This window comes from Paenibacillus sp. FSL R5-0341, from assembly GCF_037975235.1.
GTDB classification, from domain to species: Bacteria; Bacillota; Bacilli; order Paenibacillales; family Paenibacillaceae; genus Paenibacillus; species Paenibacillus amylolyticus_A.
The window spans coordinates 627,576-649,041 of record NZ_CP150241.1; the positions used below are offsets into that span (position 1 = coordinate 627,576).

Annotated in this window: 16 protein-coding genes and 3 rRNA genes; 17 read left to right on the plus strand and 2 right to left on the minus strand. The window is 45.4% G+C overall.

Annotation, left to right across the window (positions count from 1 at the left end; all coding sequences use genetic code 11):
* The first annotated feature begins 35 nt into the window (after positions 1 to 35).
* A complete protein-coding gene (locus MKX75_RS02975; protein ID WP_062837339.1) occupies positions 36 to 500 on the plus strand; it encodes a DUF420 domain-containing protein in 465 nt (154 codons plus the stop codon).
* 142 nt (positions 501 to 642) lie between these two features.
* Positions 643 to 1,014, plus strand: coding sequence for a hypothetical protein (locus MKX75_RS02980; protein ID WP_062837340.1), 372 nt, complete (start codon positions 643 to 645; stop codon positions 1,012 to 1,014).
* A 110-nt stretch (positions 1,015 to 1,124) separates the two neighbouring features.
* Here MKX75_RS02980 and MKX75_RS02985 read toward each other — a convergent pair whose 3' ends face one another.
* A complete protein-coding gene (locus tag MKX75_RS02985) occupies positions 1,125 to 1,421 on the minus strand; it encodes a hypothetical protein (RefSeq protein WP_339168364.1) in 297 nt (98 codons plus the stop codon).
* A gap of 199 nt (positions 1,422 to 1,620) precedes the next feature.
* Between MKX75_RS02985 and MKX75_RS02990 the strand changes: the two genes are divergently transcribed.
* From MKX75_RS02990 to MKX75_RS03040, 11 genes are all read left to right on the plus strand, one after another.
* A complete protein-coding gene (locus MKX75_RS02990) occupies positions 1,621 to 2,334 on the plus strand; it encodes a hypothetical protein (RefSeq protein WP_076332753.1) in 714 nt (237 codons plus the stop codon).
* An 89-nt stretch (positions 2,335 to 2,423) separates the two neighbouring features.
* Complete coding sequence (locus MKX75_RS02995) at positions 2,424 to 2,813, plus strand: GntR family transcriptional regulator (RefSeq protein WP_062837362.1); 390 nt, start codon at positions 2,424 to 2,426, stop codon at positions 2,811 to 2,813.
* A 15-nt stretch (positions 2,814 to 2,828) separates the two neighbouring features.
* On the plus strand, positions 2,829 to 3,725 hold the full coding sequence (locus tag MKX75_RS03000; RefSeq protein ID WP_339168365.1) for an ATP-binding cassette domain-containing protein: 897 nt from the start codon (positions 2,829 to 2,831) through the stop codon (positions 3,723 to 3,725).
* Positions 3,726 to 3,745: 20 nt separating this feature from the next.
* Entirely contained in the window at positions 3,746 to 4,648 is a 903-nt protein-coding gene (locus MKX75_RS03005) for an ATP-binding cassette domain-containing protein (protein WP_339170314.1), read from the plus strand.
* Positions 4,641 to 5,936, plus strand: a complete 1,296-nt coding sequence (locus tag MKX75_RS03010) for an ABC transporter permease (protein WP_339168366.1) — start codon at positions 4,641 to 4,643, stop codon at positions 5,934 to 5,936. The genes MKX75_RS03005 and MKX75_RS03010 overlap by 8 nt, the downstream gene beginning before the upstream one ends.
* 107 nt (positions 5,937 to 6,043) lie before the next feature.
* On the plus strand, positions 6,044 to 6,226 hold the full coding sequence (locus MKX75_RS03015) for a hypothetical protein (RefSeq protein WP_339168367.1): 183 nt from the start codon (positions 6,044 to 6,046) through the stop codon (positions 6,224 to 6,226).
* A gap of 2,778 nt (positions 6,227 to 9,004) precedes the next feature.
* A complete protein-coding gene (locus tag MKX75_RS03020; protein WP_339168369.1) occupies positions 9,005 to 10,225 on the plus strand; it encodes a TraB/GumN family protein in 1,221 nt (406 codons plus the stop codon).
* Between the two features lie 539 nt (positions 10,226 to 10,764).
* Positions 10,765 to 12,317 (plus strand): 16S ribosomal RNA (locus tag MKX75_RS03025).
* 311 nt (positions 12,318 to 12,628) lie between these two features.
* Positions 12,629 to 15,554, plus strand: a 23S ribosomal RNA gene (locus MKX75_RS03030).
* A 77-nt stretch (positions 15,555 to 15,631) separates the two neighbouring features.
* Positions 15,632 to 15,748: ribosomal RNA gene (gene rrf, locus MKX75_RS03035) — 5S ribosomal RNA — on the plus strand.
* Together the 16S, 23S and 5S rRNA genes form the textbook arrangement of a ribosomal RNA operon.
* A gap of 289 nt (positions 15,749 to 16,037) precedes the next feature.
* On the plus strand, positions 16,038 to 16,391 hold the full coding sequence (locus MKX75_RS03040; RefSeq protein WP_076334283.1) for a FlxA-like family protein: 354 nt from the start codon (positions 16,038 to 16,040) through the stop codon (positions 16,389 to 16,391).
* Between the two features lie 155 nt (positions 16,392 to 16,546).
* Here the strand turns inward: MKX75_RS03040 and MKX75_RS03045 are convergent, their stop codons facing one another.
* Positions 16,547 to 17,902, minus strand: coding sequence for an MATE family efflux transporter (locus MKX75_RS03045; protein ID WP_339168371.1), 1,356 nt, complete (start codon positions 17,900 to 17,902; stop codon positions 16,547 to 16,549).
* A 162-nt stretch (positions 17,903 to 18,064) separates the two neighbouring features.
* Between MKX75_RS03045 and MKX75_RS03050 the strand changes: the two genes are divergently transcribed.
* The 4 genes from MKX75_RS03050 to MKX75_RS03065 all read left to right on the plus strand — a co-directional run bounded on the left by MKX75_RS03050 (position 18,065) and on the right by MKX75_RS03065 (position 21,399).
* A complete protein-coding gene (locus tag MKX75_RS03050) occupies positions 18,065 to 18,799 on the plus strand; it encodes a class I SAM-dependent methyltransferase (RefSeq protein ID WP_339168373.1) in 735 nt (244 codons plus the stop codon).
* A 229-nt stretch (positions 18,800 to 19,028) separates the two neighbouring features.
* The gene (locus tag MKX75_RS03055) at positions 19,029 to 19,607 is read left to right on the plus strand and encodes an RNA polymerase sigma factor (protein WP_339168375.1); all 579 of its coding nucleotides are present in this window, start codon (positions 19,029 to 19,031) and stop codon (positions 19,605 to 19,607) included.
* The gene (locus MKX75_RS03060) at positions 19,604 to 20,881 is read left to right on the plus strand and encodes a hypothetical protein (RefSeq protein ID WP_339168377.1); all 1,278 of its coding nucleotides are present in this window, start codon (positions 19,604 to 19,606) and stop codon (positions 20,879 to 20,881) included. Before MKX75_RS03055 ends, MKX75_RS03060 begins: the two co-directional genes overlap by 4 nt.
* Positions 20,882 to 20,940: 59 nt before the next feature.
* Entirely contained in the window at positions 20,941 to 21,399 is a 459-nt protein-coding gene (locus MKX75_RS03065) for a DUF523 domain-containing protein (RefSeq protein WP_076334278.1), read from the plus strand.
* Positions 21,400 to 21,466: the final 67 nt, after the last annotated feature.

Genomic DNA, 21,466 nt, shown 5'->3' on the forward strand with positions numbered 1-21,466 from the left:
TGAAGTCAATGTTCTAACAAGAGGGGGAACACACGATGGATATGTATTTTTTGCTACCCACGATCAGCACTTCGTTCATTGTGATTAGTGCAGTATTGGTGGGGATCGGATGGGCACTGATTATTCGAGGCAAACGTGAGGCACACCAGACCGCTATGGTAGCGGGAGCGATTGCGGCTCTGATCTTCTTTGTGATCTATATGTCCCGAACGGTGTTTGTGGGCAATACGGCTTGGGGCGGGGACCCGGATCTGGAGATCTTTTACCGGATATTTCTGATCTTTCATATTATCCTGGCTACCGTGGCTGCGGTATTCGGCATCTCCACACTGGTGCTGGGATTCAAAAAGAAGTTCGGAACGCATCGCCGCTGGGGCAAGTTCACGTCCATGATCTGGTTCGGCTCAGCACTGACAGGTGTTATCGTGTATGTCCTGTTGTATCTGTTATATCCTGGTGGTCATACACGTCCGGTATGGGAAGCTATCCTCGGCGTATAAAAGTAGAGGGATAACGTCCGGCTACTCGGGCGTGCGTCACTATGTCCTTCTGAAAATATGAAAATGGACAAATCTAGCAGACGATTCGTCCACGCTTCCTCTCTCATCCATTCATAGAATGAGTTCGAGAGGGGGAAACAAAATGAAAAAAACAGTCAACGTCAGTCAAACGTATCCGCGTCTTACCGTGTATTCAGAAGAGAACTACAGAGGGAGAAGCCGCATCTATCGTGGCAACACAGGTCTTCGTAACCTGGACAATATTTTGGACGGGGTAGAGAGCCTGCGCTTTTTTTCAACAAGTTCCAACGCAACACTGGTTGTGTTTACGCGGCCTAACTTTCAGGGTGGATTCCGTGTCTTCCGAGGCAACACCAACTTGAGAGATTTGGATGATCTGATCCGTGGCAATGACGTGGAATCCCTGATCTCTACGAATGAGCGGTTGACTCTGGCCGAGATTCGTGCGATCCGTAGCAACCGCAGTCTGCCTAGCGGCTATAACCTCGTATAATCGCAAGGCCTCTTCTTCTAACAGGTGCTAGAGAACGGCAAAGGGCTGTACCCGAATTGTGTTTACACAATAATGGGTACAGCCCTTCTTTTGTGATTAGGGAATAGGGTTTAATCCCCACTGCTGTCATTGCTGCTACCATTGTCGCTGTTGTGATGAGAATGTGTGCCTGATGAAGAGTCCGAATCATGGTATTTGTGATCTGGTGTGTGTCTGGAATGTCGATCATAAGAGTCATCTCCTGTAATGACCGGATATCCCGAAGCAGAGTCCGCATAACCGTTGTTACGGCGGATGCGGTGTCTGCCTTTTTTGGCAGAATGACGATGAGGTTCATCCCGGAGGATCAACCAGATGACGACGATAAGGAAAAGGAGGACAAACCCGATCTCGATCAGCCAATCCATAGCTGTAATCTTCCTTTCTTTGGTTCGTTACTATAATCATTTTAACGTAAATTCGAACTATGTCCCATCCCGTCTTCCTGATTCAGGAAAATTAGGGGTTGACGGGATGGGAAATCGGTCTGTATACTGTGTATATTGATATATACAGTAAACACCATAAGCAAGATGAGTGGATGACAGGTGAAAGGCAGGCGTGCATATGAACGAATGGAAGCAGGCGTGGTGGTTGACCCGCAGCCAGATGCATAAGGATAAGCTCCAATGGCTATGGTCTGCATTATTCATGATATACACTGGCAGCATGAGCGGTGTGATGTTATTAGGACAACAACAGACAGATTTCATTAATCCTGTAGTGGATGCCTTCTTTTTGATCATGTTGCCATTTCAAGGGTTCATGTTCTGCAGGCGCTCCTTCCGTTACATACAGGAGGATTCCTATACGCAGATGCTGGCCTACTATCGCAGAATTCCCATCCCGGAACAAGCGGTGATGTGGTCCAGGTTACAGCAGTCTCTGATGGCGTTTGCTTACAATGGTATCTTTTTCTACGGATCGTTATATGTAGTTAACCTGCATGCCGAAGGATTCCGATGGGATCAATATCTGGCCTTTAGCCTTACCTGTACGGGTTATGGACTTGTGGTAACAGGATTGTATATTTACGGAGAGTTTCTAAACAGTGGCAAGAAATACTTGGTTCTTAGTATGCTTTTTATACCAATCGCGATTGGCCTATCCTTGCTGATTCGAATGTCAGACAGTTACGGATTGCGAATGGTAATGGATGCAAGTAAATCATGGGGGCTGCTCTCCCCGATCATGTGGATTGCTCTGATAGCTGGCGTAGCTGGATTATGGCTGTTTAGTCGCTTGACGTTGAAGAAGTTGGTTCTTCGGGATTTGAATTAAAATGAGAGTTGAGCTTATGTACGAATACAGGATGAAACCGGCATGGTCAGCTAACAGCCTGGAGTGTACCGGAGGGCGAGGTGCAAGATGTGAAAATACCCATTCAAATTAATGAAAATAGCGCTGAACCTTTATACCACCAAATTGAAAATCAGTTAAGATCGTTAATTATTACGGGTCAGTTGGGGGAGGGAACACATTTGCCGTCCATTCGTGAGTTCGCCGGAGCGCTGAATTGCAGTGTCATTACGGTTAGACGGGTCTATCAGGATCTGGAGAATGAAGGCCTGCTTCGTACGAAGCAGGGGACAGGTACATTTGTGGCCCAGGTAGAAGCCGGCGACAGAGAAAATTATAGATTGAAGGCCGCACAGGAAGCGATGCAGGCAGCGGTGCAATCCGGGAAATCGGTAGGATGCACGGAAGACGAGATGGAGAGCCTGTTCCGGGAAGTCCTGAAGACTATTTACGCGAAGTAAGGGAGTGATGCATACATGGAACCCATAGCAATCCAGTTGAACGGCGTATCCAAAATGCGAAAACGCAGAGTTATTGGCCCGATTGATCTTTCCATCCCGGAAGGGTATGTAGTCGCTATTCTCGGTCATAACGGTTCAGGTAAAAGTACACTTCTTAACATGCTGCAGCAAGTAGTGCTGCCAGATGCCGGACAGATTATATGGTTTGGGAAGGAACATGAGGGGCCACTCCCCGTTGAACTGAGACAACAGATTGGTTTTGTGGCTGACAACGCTGGTTCGGAAGAGAACCGGATAACAGCACAGGAAGCAGCTCATTTTCGGTCCTACTGGTACCCGCGTTGGGATATGAAGTTGTTCGACCAACTGATCCATGACATGGAAGTACCTGTTGATGTGAAGCTGAACAAGATGTCCAAGGGAGAACGGCGAAAGTTTGAGATTGCAGCTGCAATTGCAGCTCGCCCAAGATTATTACTTTTGGATGAGCCGTCATCAGGACTGGACCCCTTTGCCTGGAAAGTGATGGTTGAGCAGTTCCGTACCTTCATGGCTGGGGGAGACACCACGATTCTGATTGCCACCCATATTGCGGACGAAGTCAAAAGGCTTGCGGATTACATCGTATTGATGCACCGTGGTCAGTCACTGGGGATGGCCGAAAAAGATATGGTGCTCGATCAATGGAAAGAAGTCTGGTATGAAGGAGATTTAAGGCCAGAGAGTATCCCAGGTGTTGTGGAATCTTCTTTGGAAGAGGGAGGTCTGGTTCGCGTCATTACAACTCGGGTCAGCGAAGCGCAGGAAAGGTTGGAGTTGTCCAGTAACCGAGTATTGAAAATCCGTAACCTGGAATTGGATGAAGTGCTGGCATTCTGGATTGCCGGGTATGCACCCGTACAGTGGAAATAACCGAAGGGAGACGATAAATGATGAACCGATTGGAATTGAAGCAAGTCGTCAAGCAATATGCAGACAAAACAGCCGTTAATGGAGTCACGCTCAATGTAAAAGAGGGGGAGATTTACGGACTGCTCGGAGCCAATGGTGCAGGTAAAACGACAACAATGCGCATGGTGCTCGGACTGATTCACCCTGACGGAGGCAATATCCTGTACAACGGAAAGCCCTACAACACGGAGCTGCAGCAGATTATGGGTTATCTTCCGGAAGAACGCGGATTGTACCCGAAGGTGAAAGTCAGCGAACAGATTAATTACCTGGCACGGCTTCGTGGCATGAACGGCAAGGACGCAGACCAGAGCCTCAAGTACTGGCTGAACCGGTTTGAGGTACCTGAGTATTACGATAAAAAGATTGAGGAGTTATCCAAAGGTAATCAGCAGAAGATGGGCTTTATCGCAGCCGTAGTGCATAGACCGCAGATTCTCATTCTGGATGAAGCGTTCAGTGGACTGGATCCTGTGAACGTGGAATTACTCAAATCCACCGTCAAGGAGTTGCGTGACGAAGGCACGGCCATTCTGTTCTCAACACACCGTATGGAGCATGTTGAAGAGTTGTGTCGTCAGATCACCATTCTGCATCGTTCCAACACTGTGGTACAAGGAGAGATCAAGGAGATCAAGAGCCGGTATCCGCGTGAACAGGTGTTCCTGGGTACGACTGGAAATGTGGAAGGGCTCGAACAATTGTCTGGAGTGAAGAAAGTTGAGCGGAATGAGCGCGGGTACCTGGTACATATTAGTCAGGTGGAAGCGGCTCAAGAGATTTTGAGAACAGCTATGACCCAGACGACAGTGGAACACTTTGAACTCAAGGAACCAACGCTTAACCAAATCTTTATTCGTGAGGTAGGTGAGTCGAATGAATAAAATGGGAACGATTACGGGTTTTACATTTAAAAACAAAGTTAAAACGAAATCATTCATGGTGACGACCATTGTACTTGCACTTTTAATTTCAATCGGACTCAATGTTCCGTATTTCATTACCTTATTCAACGGGGGTTCCATTGGCGGAGCTTCAAGCAGTAATCCTGTAAATATTGGTCTTCTGAGTTCAGGGCAGCCTGAAGTTTCCGAGAAACTGGAGAGCTTCTCTGCGGCTCAAGGAGATCAGGCCTATCGATTCATCACCAGTGGCGACAAAGATGAGGCAGCTCTTGCGGCAGATGTGGAAGCAGGGCTTACCGATGGCTATCTGAAGTTTGAAGCCGTTGCCGGGCAAGAGTTCCCGCAGCCGATTCTCTATTCAGCAGAAGACGTATCACCTCAGATCATCGCATCTATTGAAGCTGCGTTGCAGAGTGTGAAGCTGGATGTAGTTGTGAAGGATGTACTCACAGCGGAGCAGAAGGAACTGATTACAACACCTGTGAAGCTCACCGAGCAAAGCTTGAGTACAGATGAGAGCGGAGCAGGTGCTGAGTCTGAAGGTGCAATGAGCCCGATTAACTATATTGTGGTGTACTTGCTGATTATCCTGCTGTTCACTTCGACTATGATGACAGGCAACATGATTGCCTCTGAGATCACAGCTGAGAAGAGCTCACGTATTATGGAGATTTTGATTACGAGTGTATCACCGCTCAGTCAGATGTTTGGTAAAATCATTGGTATTTTCATGGTGGGGATGCTGCAAATCGGGATCTTCGGAGCGGTGGTTGCCGGAAATATCTTGCTGCCGCATAACCGTGCAGTATTAGGTGATTTCAATATGAGTCTGAGTGATGTGAATATTGCGGTTATTGTGTACGGACTCATATTCTACATTCTGGGCTACTTCCTGTATGCGGTGTTGTTCGCTGCTATCGGTTCAATGGTAAGCCGTACTGAAGAACTCGGTCAGGCTGTGCTGCCGATTACGATGTTGTCGCTCGTTTCCTTCTATATTGCGATCTTCAGTATTTCTACGCCGAACATTCTCTTGTTGAAAATCGCAAGCTTCATTCCATTCACGTCGCCGACCGCGATTCTGGTACGAATCGGCGCAGGAGTTGCGCCAACTTGGGAGATTCTAACCTCCTTAGCGATTCTCATCGTATCTATTATCATCTTCGGATGGCTTGCAGCCAAAATTTATCGCACGGGTGTGCTGATGTACGGTAAACGCCCAACCTTTAAAGAGTTATTTAAGGCTATGAAAGCTTACAAGATCTAAGATAGGAACTTACCCTGCCTGGGCTAGAGTAATGCTGTAGTGAGTGAGGCAACCACTACAACATTAAATTAAAAACGATTCAAATAAACACTATGGAGGTAATTAATATGATTAATCAATTAAATAGTAAGTCCTATAAGTTAATGAGTGCAGGAGTAGTTGTACTACTGTTAGCATCAGTTATCAGTGGAGAAGGCTCTCTAGTGAAGGATGCCGTTCAAGGGGTGATGATGGGAGCTGGAGCTGTTTTCGCAGCTGTAGGTCTCTGGATGGCTGGGAGTAAGAAATAAGAAAAGATAAGAAAGGTGTTACTCTAGAAATGGAGTGACGCCTTTTTACTATTTAATCAACTAGACTTGTTAATTAAAACTTAAATCGGCTTTTAAAGCCACCTCTTAATCAAGAATGAAGGTGGCTTTTGCATATTTTCGAGGAGGAATCGTTATATGTCTATTTTCGCTAACGTAGGTCGTCGATCATTTCGCTACGCAGCTTTTTTGTCTTGTTAACCTGATGCGGAATAAACAGGACTTGAATTTTTTGCTCTTACAAGGAGGCTAACAGGAACGATTAGTATCGTCATGAATTTTTTAGTTAAGTATCTATCCAGTCTTTTATTCTTAGGACAAATATCCGCAATGATTAAGGAGTACATTCCTAAATTTGATTATCCAACTTCATATGTACGTGCCCAAAACATTACCGAAATGGTTGGATTATATGGTTCACCTGTTAGTGGTTATGAAAGGGTTCAAATCTATAGATTTTGAAAATGGCGAAATGGAACGCGGGAGTGTAATAAAAGAATATGTTGACGAAACATTTATACTAACTTAATCCAAGGGATTACAACTTTGTACCACAGTACATTCTGTGATAATGAAATTAATGAGATTGAAGAATGTTTGAATCTTATAAGAAGTGGAAAGAAGGGGCTTCTACGTACAGCCCCTTCTATTTCAGCGTAGTTTTTCTTGTACTTCATCCTCTATGTCACTAATTATTCGCTTTTCTAAATCTGATACAACCGATGATTTATCGACGTATTCTTCACTGGTCTATCCCAATATGATCTAGTATGTTCACTAATCAAGTCTCCCATATTATAATTATCACAATATCCTGTGGTGTCTGCACACTCGTAATAGTACATTATGCTTTCATCTATTTTTTCTTTACAGATTTGTTCAATCCATGAAGGACAATTTTCTTGTGCTTCAAAAAATTCATCCAAAAGATTTATTGTCATAACCAATTCATCTAAATCTAGGTTTTCCAATAGATTAGAAATACTATCTTGTGAGTAAATAAATTGGTCTATTGAGTAGAACCTGTAAAAATCGTTGCTAAGTAAAGCAGACAAGACCTCAAAATGATTGAACCAATTTACATGTGAAAAGTTATAATAATAGGAATTGGATAGATAGTCAAAGATTATGGGAGTATAATTTGTGTTCTTTATATGATATTCAGAGACTTTTGATGTAATAAAATAATTCTTTTGATGTGTATCGGCAAAGTCAATTTCGTGAACTGCCCCATCAAGGATTAGTTGACAGTAGATATTAAGAAGTTCTTCTTTTGTATAGCATCTTTCAAATTGAAGGGAATTACATATGGAATCCCGAATAGCACTTAGCTCTAAAAAATTATTTGTAAACACCAGCTTCAGATAATCATTTACAGAAGGGTTAACTACTCCGATATGTTGTTTGCCTTTAATATCAACAATATTATTCTATTCCTGTTGTACTATGTGGCATGCCTAGCTCTCTCAGAATTCTTGCTAAAGAAAGACAACTAGACAGAAGGTTCGTTACTATGGTGCAGATGAGGGGATTTGAATATTCAACAGCAGAGTGGAAAATTATGTGTCTGGTCACTCGTTACGCTAAATAGCTTGTATGTTTAAGGCTTTTTGGACTCTTGCATCTCTCATAGTGCGGGTTGCTTGAGTTTGAGGATGCATCCCAGTGTAGAAAGAGCAAAAATTAAAATTTGAAATAGTGTTATAAAGCAAATTTTGGTACATATATTATGATTCATTTATAATAAACTTGAGAATTTCCAGCAATATCTTCGAAAGAATGCTTCAATTTTATTCTTGTATTAAGTTTGAAAATATTTGAAGAATCCAGTAAAAAAGTCAAAGTGAAACTAGCTTGAGGATGCGAGTATGTTTAATGCTAATTATCTGGAGAGTATTTATTTAGTTTCTGCGAAATGAGTTTAATCTAAACAAATAGAATACGTTAGACTGAGACTGCTATCCATAAAAGATAGTGGTTTTTTCTGTATAATTAAGATTAAGATAACGCATAAAAACGTATCCATTATGATGCATAAAGATGCAAATTGAGTTTTGCGCTTTTTCTCACTCATTGTGAAAATATTGAATATTTTAAATTGGAATGATAAAGTTTTCTCGCTCTTTATGGAAATTTGTATGGATACATAGGCTTTTTTTGACGTTTTCTCTCACTAATTATGACAACGCACAAAAAAAAGTAAGAACTACTCTGTTCACAGCATAAATACAAATGAAAAGCCCTTGTTTGACAACGGGCCTTTCTTCATGCATTTAAATCCATCTCGCAACAATGACTACAAAACCGCAGTTTTCGGATGAATTATTGTCCGTATTTCCGGTTCTAGCGGCTACGCGGTACCGATTGCAATAGGAGCGATTGCAGAATTAGGAGTTGTCGCGCATTGAAACACTGATGGGTACTCCCGTGAACAAAGAGTTTCACGTTCCGGTGATTTCGTAATAACTGGGTGTGAAAAGGTCAAGATATCATACGCATACGTTCTTGGTCATACTTATTGTACAAGTGATACTCATCGTTGAAATGTCGTGCTATGCAGTGGTCGAGGACGTCTCCTCACTTTTGAATCGAGTTAAACAAGAAATTTGTAGGTTCTTCTAATAAATTTTCAAGGTACAAACAAATTATTATGATATAATAATTTTTGGGACCATTTCCCACTTTTGTTCGTAGAATCTAAGTATGTCTATTCTATTAAAATGGATAGGCAAAGTAATTCACCAAAGGAGAATACATAATATGAAGAATTGGAAACGAATGCTCTTATCCCTTACAATCTCGTTAGGCCTGCTCGGAACTGCCGTTCCGGCAATGGCTGCTTCGCAGGAGACTTCGGTCAAGGTCAACGACGAGGCTGTGAAATATGCCACAGGAGCACCCATCTTAGATAAAGGCACAACACTTGTTCCATTGCGCACAACGTTGGATGCTATGGATGTAAGGCTGACCACTGCTAAAGATGATACGATCACAGCTGTGGTAGATGGCAAAACGATTACACTTAAAAGCAAGTTAACACGCATTGATGGTGTAACGTATGCGCCAATCCGCATTGTTGGTGATGCAGCAGGTTATGAAGTCCGCTGGGATGCTACAACGCGTACAGTACTATTGGTATCTAAAGGTGGAGCAACCGAAACTGCTCAAACTGGTGGACGTGGCTTCATGTGGGAAGTTGAAAGCAATGGGAATACGATCTATCTGGTAGGTTCAATGCATATTGCTGATGAAAGCTTCTACCCGCTTCGTCCGGAGTTTGAAGAGGCATTTGCTGAAGCAGATTATCTTGGCGTAGAGATTGATATTAGTAATGCAGCCGATGAAACCACACAAAAATTGATCCTAGATCTAAGTATGTATGAGGATGGAACTACACTGAAAGACCATATTTCCAGTGAGACGTATTCCAGTCTGGTCGAGCTTTTGAAGAAAAGTGGTTTAGAGCCGAAAGCTTTTGATGCATTTAAGCCTTGGGCGGTACAAAGTGCACTTGTAACATTGCAATCCACGACGTCTGGATATGAAATGTCATCTGGCGTGGATATGTATTTCATACAGAAAGCTATAGAGCGGAAATTACCAGTCATTGGGCTAGAATCCTATGAGTCTCAACTCGGTATGTTTAATGACTTTTCTAAAGAGTTGCAAGAAGAAATGTTAAAAGGAACAATAGATAACTTTGACGTACTAGATAGCAGTGTGAATGAAACGGCGGAGATGTGGAAAACAGGTAATGACGAGCAACTGCTTGAATTGACAGACACCTTCTCTGACAACGAAGAATACAACAAAGCAATGCTTGTTGATCGTAATATCGGTATGGCGGACAAAATCGATGGCTACCTGAAAAACGGCAAAGGTGAGGAGTATTTCATTGTTGTCGGCGCGGCACACTACCTGGGCGATCACGGCATCGTGAAACTGCTTGAGGATAAAGGATACAAAGTAGAACGTAAGTAAATAAAGATTACTTTATAAGGTAGCCCTTTCTTCTCGAACATGAGAGTTGAGAGGGCTACATTCTATATATAGAAGAAAGACGGATTAAGTAGAGATGATTAAGCTAAAGGAAACTACAATGTAAACTAAGATTTCATCCTAGATTCATGGTCGTTAATACAGTTAAAATGTGGATTTTATACTTTTAATAATTAACTCTTTACAAGTGCTTGTTCTGCGTGGTATATTATTTATCCGGCCAAGAAAACACAAGATACATGGTGCGGCAAGCGAATGAAATAAGCTTCGAAAGAAACTTAAAAAAAGAGCTTGCAAAGTTGGTTCGGACATGATAATATATAAGAGTTGCTGAAGAGAAAAAAATTCGGTAACAAAATAAGTTTGATCTTTGAAAACTGAACAACGAGTGAGTAACGATCTTGCTTGCAAGATCGACGCTGAGAAATGGGTACAAGTCTTCGGACTGTATGATTTCGAAGCATAAATGAGATTTTTAATCTCGTCAGATTCAAAATGAGCTTATCGCTCTTTTCAATACTTTATTGGAGAGTTTGATCCTGGCTCAGGACGAACGCTGGCGGCATGCCTAATACATGCAAGTCGAGCGGACTTGAAGAGAAGCTTGCTTCTCTGATGGTTAGCGGCGGACGGGTGAGTAACACGTAGGCAACCTGCCCTCAAGTTTGGGACAACTACCGGAAACGGTAGCTAATACCGAATAGTTGTTTTCTTCGCCTGAAGAGAACTGGAAAGACGGAGCAATCTGTCACTTGGGGATGGGCCTGCGGCGCATTAGCTAGTTGGTGAGGTAACGGCTCACCAAGGCGACGATGCGTAGCCGACCTGAGAGGGTGATCGGCCACACTGGGACTGAGACACGGCCCAGACTCCTACGGGAGGCAGCAGTAGGGAATCTTCCGCAATGGGCGAAAGCCTGACGGAGCAATGCCGCGTGAGTGATGAAGGTTTTCGGATCGTAAAGCTCTGTTGCCAGGGAAGAACGCTTGGGAGAGTAACTGCTCTCAAGGTGACGGTACCTGAGAAGAAAGCCCCGGCTAACTACGTGCCAGCAGCCGCGGTAATACGTAGGGGGCAAGCGTTGTCCGGAATTATTGGGCGTAAAGCGCGCGCAGGCGGTCATTTAAGTCTGGTGTTTAATCCCGGGGCTCAACCCCGGATCGCACTGGAAACTGGGTGACTTGAGTGCAGAAGAGGAGAGTGGAATTCCACGTGTAGCGGTGAAATGCGTAGATATGTGGAGGAACACCAGTGGCGAAGGCGACTCTCTGGGCTGTAACTGACGCTGAGGCGCGAAAGCGTGGGGAGCAAACAGGATTAGATACCCTGGTAGTCCACGCCGTAAACGATGAGTGCTAGGTGTTAGGGGTTTCGATACCCTTGGTGCCGAAGTTAACACATTAAGCACTCCGCCTGGGGAGTACGGTCGCAAGACTGAAACTCAAAGGAATTGACGGGGACCCGCACAAGCAGTGGAGTATGTGGTTTAATTCGAAGCAACGCGAAGAACCTTACCAGGTCTTGACATCCCTCTGATCGGTACAGAGATGTATCTTTCCTTCGGGACAGAGGAGACAGGTGGTGCATGGTTGTCGTCAGCTCGTGTCGTGAGATGTTGGGTTAAGTCCCGCAACGAGCGCAACCCTTATATTTAGTTGCCAGCATTTCGGATGGGCACTCTAGATAGACTGCCGGTGACAAACCGGAGGAAGGTGGGGATGACGTCAAATCATCATGCCCCTTATGACCTGGGCTACACACGTACTACAATGGCCGGTACAACGGGCTGCGAAATCGCGAGATGGAGCCAATCCCAACAAAGCCGGTCTCAGTTCGGATTGCAGGCTGCAACTCGCCTGCATGAAGTCGGAATTGCTAGTAATCGCGGATCAGCATGCCGCGGTGAATACGTTCCCGGGTCTTGTACACACCGCCCGTCACACCACGAGAGTTTATAACACCCGAAGTCGGTGGGGTAACCGCAAGGAGCCAGCCGCCGAAGGTGGGATAGATGATTGGGGTGAAGTCGTAACAAGGTAGCCGTATCGGAAGGTGCGGCTGGATCACCTCCTTTCTATGGAGAATCGTTTCCTGCAACGGAAACATTCAAATATGTAGCTAAGCTACAAAACACTCACTCGTTGCTCAGTTTTGAGAGCTCAAACTCTCAAACAGCTTGCTTTTGCATGGAGCTTGTTCTTTGAAAACTAGATATCGAAACGAAACAAACGCGAATTAGAACATTCCTTTTTAGCTGAACTTGTGTTAAACAAGTTTAATAAATTGGTACTTAATTGCTTTTGCGATGGTATTGGGTGGGAGCGACTTTTGGCTTTGGACGTAGTCCAAAACAAGGGAAGCGAGCAGTCAAAACCGGAGCAATATGGTTAAGCTACTAAGAGCACACGGAGGATGCCTAGGCGCTAGGAGCCGATGAAGGACGTGGCGAACAACGAAACTGCCTCGGGGAGCTGTAAGCAAGCTTTGATCCGGGGGTGTCCGAATGGGGAAACCCAGCTGGGGTAATTTCCAGTTACTCATAACTGAATACATAGGTTATGTAGAGGCATACCAGGGGAACTGAAACATCTAAGTACCCTGAGGAAGAGAAAACAATAGTGATTCCGTCAGTAGCGGCGAGCGAACGCGGAGAAGCCCAAACCAGAGAGCTTGCTCTTTGGGGTTGTGGGACGTCTCACATGGAGTTACAAAGGAACCGATTAAGCGAAGAGGTCTGGAAAGGCCCGCCAAAGAAGGTAAAAGCCCTGTAATTGAAAGTCTGTTCCCTCCGAGACGGATCCCGAGTAGTGCGGGGCACGTGAAACCCCGTATGAATCCGGCAGGACCATCTGCCAAGGCTAAATACTTCCTAGCGACCGATAGTGAAGCAGTACCGTGAGGGAAAGGTGAAAAGCACCCCGGAAGGGGAGTGAAATAGAACCTGAAACCGTGTGCTTACAAAAAGTCAGAGCCCGTTTTAGGGGTGATGGCGTGCCTTTTGTAGAATGAACCGGCGAGTTACGTTCCCGTGCAAGGTTAAGGTGAAGAGCCGGAGCCGCAGCGAAAGCGAGTCTGAATAGGGCGATGTAGTACGTGGACGTAGACCCGAAACCGGGTGATCTACCCCTGTCCAGGGTGAAGGTGCGGTAACACGCACTGGAGGCCCGAACCCACGCATGTTGAAAAATGCGGGGATGAGGTGGGGGTAGCGGAGAAATTCCAATCGAACTCGGAGATAGCTGGTTCTCCCCGAAATAGCTTTAGGGCTAGCCTCGGAAAACAGAGTCGTGGAGGTAGAGCACTGATTGGGTGCGGGGCCCGCAAGGGTTACCAAGCTCAGTCAAACTCCGAATGCCATAGACTTACTTCCGGGAGTCAGACAGTGAGTGCTAAGATCCATTGTCAAAAGGGAAACAGCCCAGACCATCAGCTAAGGTCCCCAAGTGTGTGTTAAGTGGGAAAGGATGTGGAGTTGCACAGACAACCAGGATGTTGGCTTAGAAGCAGCCACCATTGAAAGAGTGCGTAATAGCTCACTGGTCGAGTGACTCTGCGCCGAAAATGTAACGGGGCTAAACACACCACCGAAGCTATGGCTTGATGCTTTGCATCAGGGGTAGGGGAGCGTTGTATAAGGGTTGAAGGTGTACCGTAAGGAGCGCTGGACATTATACAAGTGAGAATGCCGGTATGAGTAACGAAAAGATCAGTGAGAATCTGATCCGCCGAAAGCCTAAGGGTTCCTGAGGAAGGCTCGTCCGCTCAGGGTAAGTCGGGACCTAAGGCGAGGCCGAAAGGCGTAGTCGAAGGACAACAGGTCGAAATTCCTGTACCACCGTAAGCCGTTATGAGCAATGGGGGGACGCAGTAGGGTAGTGACGCGGACTGATGGATGTCCGTCTAAGCAGTAAGGCTGATGTGTAGGCAAATCCGCACATTGTAAGGCTGAGCTGTGATGGGGAGTGAAAATTACAGTAGCGAAGGTCATGATCTCACACTGCCAAGAAAAGCCTCTAGCCAGGTGATGGTGCCCGTACCGCAAACCGACACAGGTAGGCGAGAAGAGTATTCTAAGGCGCGCGGAAGAACTCTCGTTAAGGAACTCGGCAAAATGACCCCGTAACTTCGGGAGAAGGGGTGCCCCGGTAGTGTGAATAGCACGAGGGGGCCGCAGTGAAAAGGCCCAAGCGACTGTTTAGCAAAAACACAGGTCTGTGCGAAGCCGTAAGGCGAAGTATACGGGCTGACGCCTGCCCGGTGCTGGAAGGTTAAGGGGAGTGGTTAGGAGCAATCCGAAGCTGTGAACCGAAGCCCCAGTAAACGGCGGCCGTAACTATAACGGTCCTAAGGTAGCGAAATTCCTTGTCAGGTAAATTCTGACCCGCACGAATGGCGTAACGACTTGGGCGCTGTCTCAACGAGAGATCCGGTGAAATTTTAATACCTGTGAAGATGCAGGTTACCCGCGACAAGACGGAAAGACCCCATGGAGCTTTACTGCAGCTTGATATTGAATTTGGGTACGATCTGTACAGGATAGGTGGGAGCCTTTGAAACGTGAGCGCCAGCTTGCGTGGAGGCAACGTTGGGATACCACCCTGATCGTATCTAGGTTCTAACCTGGTACCGTAATCCGGTGCGGGGACAGTGTCAGGTGGGCAGTTTGACTGGGGCGGTCGCCTCCTAAAGAGTAACGGAGGCGCCCAAAGGTTCCCTCAGAATGGTTGGAAATCATTCGAAGAGTGCAAAGGCATAAGGGAGCTTGACTGCGAGACCTACAAGTCGAGCAGGGACGAAAGTCGGGCTTAGTGATCCGGTGGTACCGCATGGAAGGGCCATCGCTCAACGGATAAAAGCTACCCTGGGGATAACAGGCTTATCTCCCCCAAGAGTCCACATCGACGGGGAGGTTTGGCACCTCGATGTCGGCTCATCGCATCCTGGGGCTGAAGTAGGTCCCAAGGGTTGGGCTGTTCGCCCATTAAAGCGGTACGCGAGCTGGGTTCAGAACGTCGTGAGACAGTTCGGTCCCTATCTGTCGTGGGCGTAGGAAATTTGAGAGGAGCTGTCCTTAGTACGAGAGGACCGGGATGGACGTACCGCTGGTGTACCAGTTGTTCCGCCAGGAGCACCGCTGGGTAGCTATGTACGGACGGGATAAACGCTGAAAGCATCTAAGCGTGAAGCCCCCCTCAAGATGAGATTTCCCAGTATGTAAGACCCCTTGAAGACGACGAGGTAGATAGGCTGGGGGTGGAAGTGCAGCAATGCATGGAGCTGACCAGTACTAATCGGTCGAGGGCTTATCCAATATGCAAGTGATAATTCGCGTGTTTCGTTTCGAATCTAGTTTTCAGAGAACAACAACTCTGAAATGTAAGCACCGCGTTTGGTGGCGATGGCGGAGGGGTTCCACACGTACCCATCCCGAACACGACCGTTAAGCCCTCTAGCGCCGATGGTACTTGGACCGCAGGGTCCTGGGAGAGTAGGACGCCGCCAAGCAATAGGAAGACACACTTGATGATATCGAGTGTGTCTTTTTTTGTTAATTTTTTCTGCGGATAATTAAACTAACTATATTAAACTAACTATATAGATAAGACAGCATCAATATTTCATTAATCTGAAGACTCTTAGAATTAAAATTGGACTATGGAGTAATGCTGATATACATACTTCAATACGATAAACTTCTGATTCTTAGCTCGTTCAGCAACCTTTCAGTTGAATTTAACGTACAACTCATTGGATTAGGGTATAGTGGAGCCAAGTAAAGAGGAGGAGAACCATAATGAATATATCTTCTGCAGCCAGTTCCACTACATCTTACATATCGACATCTTCGAGTACGGACAATTCAAGTAGCTTGGAGAAACAAAAGACGAAGCTTGAGGCTCAATTGGAGAAAGTGCAATCCAGCAAGGACGATGAGAAGACCAAGGAGACTAAGACCAAACAGCTTGAACAGCAGATCAAGCAGATTGAGGCACAGATTGCACAGCAAAGCTCTCAAGGAACCGGTACAACTGCTACGAAGGAGGCGCCACCTGCCCAACCAACATCCAATGGAATGGGCGTAGCTACCCCTAAGGAAATTGCGAACGCAACAATAGACAGCAATGGTCGTTTTGATATACGCATCTAATTACATCTAATTTAGGATAAAACAAAGCCCTGACCGATCTATATTGATCGTGCAGGGCTTTGTTTTATTTGTTTGTTAAATTTATTATGAGGGATACCTACATTCCATCTACGTTCCATTTATTTGCTATCTGTTGCCGTTAGTATCTGTGAGCGTTACTCAGACTGCAACGCGTTTATTCGATCCGTAAGGGATCGTTTTCTATAGTATACGGCTATGGTTGCGAGAACCAGCATTTCGGACAGTGGTACGGCAAGCCATACACCCGTGACACCAAAGAATGAAGGGAGGATTGCAATCAACGCAATCATGATGATCATTTCACGCGCAGCTGTAATCCAAATGGCCATTTTGGCATTACCTACAGATTGGAAATAGGTGCTCATGACAAAGTTAACACCCATAAATACATAGGCAAATGTAAATATCCGTAATCCGTAGACGGCATTATCTGTTACGCCGGTACTGAAGTTTCCAAAGATTTGCACGAAATAGGGTGCACCAATTTGAACAACAAGCAGTAACAGTAGACTACATGCCAAAGCCGTTTTGGTGGCTAAACGTATCGTTTGTTGTACCCGGTTAATCTGTTTCGCACCGTGATAATAGCTGATCAGAGGTTGGGCAGCAGACGCCAGACCCAGGAACGCTAACAGTACCACACCATGAATATAGTTCAATACGGTAAAGGATGCTACACCATCCGTGCCCGCAATGCGGTCCATGGAGATATTGTGAGAGACAGAGAAGACCGACATACCGAGTTCAGCCAAAAAGCTGGGGAAACCTATGAGCAGCAGGGAAGCCAGCAGTTTGTTATTCCATTTGAACCGGGTGAACGTGAGATTATTAGTTTTTTTGAAAAAGTGAGTGAACAGGACAAGTAGCGCAAGAGACGCCGATACAATTGTACCGAGGGCCACACCGCGTACACCCCATTCGAGTACATATAGTGTTATATAATTGATGATGATATTGGCTACAGCAAATGTAATCTGAGCATACATGGATGTGTTGGGATTCCCATCATTCCGTACAAAAACAGAGAGCGCATTCTCAATGGTGAAGACAAACCCGAACAACAACATGATATTCATATAGTCCGAAGCAAACGGGAAGGTCTCGGCATTAGCACCGAGGGAGAATACCAGCTTGTCTTTGAACGTAAATGCAGTATATCCAATGGCTATCGTGACTAGCATAATGAGCATAATGGATTTGGTGAAAATTTCTTTGGCTGATGTGATATCTTTTCTACCCATCGCGTTGGAGTACAGGGTTGCCCCGCCCATACCAATCCACAGCGACATGGCAACAAAAAGCGTGTAGACAGGTGAGGCAATGCCGATCCCGGCCATCGCGGTAGAACCCAGTTTGTGTCCAACCATAATGCCGTCGATAATAAAATTAAAAGCAACTACCAGCATCCCCAATACGGAAGGCACGAGGTAGCTCATAAAAGCTTTACCTACAGTTTGCCCTTCCAATGGATGCGTCCAATTCGTATTCATAATGACCTCCGTTAGTAAACTGAATGTTCATTCTGTATTTATTAATACTGAACGTTCGTTCTGTATGATAACACGGCTTGATTTCGCTTGGCAACTTTTACGTTTAAATATCGTTTATGTGGTAGAGTAGGTGGATATTTATATGGCGGGAGGAATCTCTTGATGAAACAAAATAAATACGATGAGGCTGAGTTTTTCCAAAACTATAGTAAGATGGCTCGTTCTGTTCAAGGGTTGGATGCAGCGGGGGAGTGGCATGAATTGCAGACCTTACTGCCTGATTTGAAGGACAAGCGTGTGTTGGATTTGGGATGTGGTTTTGGTTGGCACTGCCGGTATGCGCGAGAGCAACAAGCGAGTTCAGTGATCGGTGTAGATCTGTCTGAAAATATGCTTCAGCGTGCTCGTGAAATGACGGACGATCCACAGATCCAGTTCAAGCAACTGGCAATTGAAGATATTGATTTTGCACCAGGACAATTCGACGTTGTGATTAGTTCACTTGCTTTGCATTATATTGAACGGTTAGACACGGTGTACGCTAAGATCAATGATTGTCTCGTAGAAGGGGGCACATTTGTACTATCTTCCGAACATCCCATCTTCACCGCTCGCGCTGCGCAGGATTGGCATTACGGACCCGAAGGTGAAATCCTGCACTGGCCCGTGGATGATTACCACGAGGAAGGGAAGCGTGTGGCAAACTTTCTGAATCAGGACGTAGTCAAATATCATCGTACACTGGCAACACATATGAATGAGCTTATTAAGGCAGGGTTTGCTATTGGGCAGGTAGCTGAATCCAAGCCATCGCTGGAGATGATCGAACAGGTTCCAGGCATGAGAGACGAGAACCGGAGACCAATGTTTCTGATGATTGCTGCGGTTAAAGTATAACGATGAAAATGTTACGTTAGACCAGAGGACAGAAAGAAACTGTTGAAGTGGAGCGTTCGCCTAAAAGCTTTCTGATTGAGATTACTAACTACGTAAACTTGAAGGAATCAGTGTGTTCAGCGATGTTGAACATGCTGTTTTTTATTTTGCTAAAATATCAAGAAATAATGTCCAAAATAGGGAACTAATTCACAGTAGACTCAGTCATATTAAGTGAGGTGAACAACAGTTGGATTATCAATTTCTGGCACAGGCTCAGACGATCGACAATTACACACTTAGCAGCATGATGGATGACTACGGAAATGACGTGTGGAATTACGCTTATTTTCTGACCAAAAGTGCCGAACAGGCAGATGACTTGTCACAGGAGGTATTTATCCGAGCATACTCGGGGATTGCCCAGTATCGGGGAGAGTGCTCACTGAAGACGTGGCTACTGACGATTACTAGAAACACCACTTTTACATATCGAAAATCCAGATTCTTTCGTAGCAGCTTATGGGGAGAGACACTACCCATTGAGACAGAGCGTGAGCTTTCGGGCCGGAGCGTAATGGTTCCATCTCAGTCTGCACATCCTTCGGCCGAGATGGAAGTGATGCGCAAGGAGCATGTCCATGAAATCTGGGATATTGTTCTGGCGTTGCCGAAGAAATTCCGGGAGATTCTTTTGCTGAATCTGAGGTATGAGCTCACGACGAGTGAGATTGCAGAGATGTTGAAAATCAGCTTAGGCACAGTAAAATCCAGACTATCGAGAGGTAAGGATAAGGTACGGAAACAATGGGAGGAGCGAAGCGAATGACACACAAGGATAAGCAGTGGGAAAAGGAAATCCGGAAGGGGCCGTTTGCGTCGTCTCCTTTTACAGAGGATCACAAGCGAAAGGTGCTTCAACAGGTGGAGTGGATGAAGAAGTCGGAAGTGGGAAGCAAGGGAGATTGGTCAGAAGGCAGTTCTGGGCCATCCAGGCCGTTTAGACCGCAAGTGAACAACGCGTCACACAAGCGTCGCTCTAGAAGAGGGCCTCTTGTTGCAGGTACGGGTGCGTTGGTTATTGCTGCTGGATTGTTTCTATGGAGCTGGGATGATGGACAGCTGGTGAAGCCTGTGATCGAGCAGGTCTATCCCACGGCAGCGTTACAGTTATCTGATGATCTAAGCACGAATCTGCTAACGGATAAGATGAAAAGAAATGTTGCGACTACCATGCGAGACGATCTGGGTAAACAGCTGAAGATTACGAAAGTGGAAGACTTGCCTGTGTCCGGCAGAATATATGTAGAGGCTGGAAAAGAAAGTGAGAAGGAGTATGCGCAGATATGGCTTGATGCGGCAACAGGCAATCTGCGTGAAGTACAGATGAGACGTGAGATGCAGCCGAACGAACTGGAGCACCGTTATATGCGTCAAGTTCCATCGCTTTTGCAAAGTATAGGCAGCACTCCAACGCTTAAACCTGTATCAGTTCAACGTTATGTGAGTATGAAGCAAGGAGAATTGGAGCCGATATCGCATACGACATTAACATTAGTGAATGAGAATAATTATGGAGAGATTGCATGGCAGCAGGAGCAAGCCGTATCCATTTCAGGTGATCTTAGTCCTGATCAGGTATCTCATTCAGTATTGGCAGATGCCGAGGATGCCGTTAAGGCAGTATTCGGTGAAACATCTCTAAAACTTAGGGGCGTAAGTCGTAGCAAAGATGATGAAATTGGGAGAGATATAATTAATCTTAGTTTCAATGATCATTACTTAGTTCAAATGACTGTAGCAGAAGAAAATAAGGTTTACTCTATTATTGGGGAGAATTCTTATCGAAATGATTTTAGCAATTGGGATGAAGTAGAGGCTTACCATCAGAAGATTTATGATGTGAAGGAACCCCTCCTTAGGGACAAGGTAGGGCCGATGATTAAAGAAGTATTTAACGTTAACCTCCAAGAATACAGTCTTCATAGGGAAGTTGACAATCCGGGAATGGCCACATTTGAACTAGAGTCGACGAAGGATGTTATACAGGTTCGTTACAATGAAGATGTAAAAATTACGATGATTACCAGAGGTGAGCTATAGGGCTTGATCTTATATGTTACAATTTACTTCATAGATGGAATGGGCATAAGGAGATAACGATGAAATATTTGGTGAGTTCATGTCTGGCGGGGGTAGCCTGCCGTTACAATGGAACAGCTAGCCTGGATGAGAAGATTCAGGAACTTGTGGAGCAGGAGCAGGCGAAGATGGTGTGTCCGGAGTTGCTCGGTGGATTCTCCACACCCCGTGAACCAGCTGAGATTATCGGTGGTACGGGCAAAGACGTATTGGCAGGCACTGCGAAAGTGATCGAGAAAAGTGGCAAGGACGTCACAGAGCTGTATATCAAGGGAGCCTATCAGACATTGGAATGGGCCAAAAAATTGAATGTGTCGTGTGTTGTGTTGAAAGAGTTCAGTCCGTCCTGTGGAACGAAAACCATTTACGATGGAAACTTCGCTAATCACAAGGTACAAGGTGAAGGTGTTACCTCCGCACTGCTTCGGCAAGAAGGATACACCGTTATTTCGGAAGAAGAATTCATGGAACAATTATAGGCGTGATTAGTATATCTTCACGATTATTTTATCGCCGAATTCATGGGGAACAGACAGAAAAAAATTA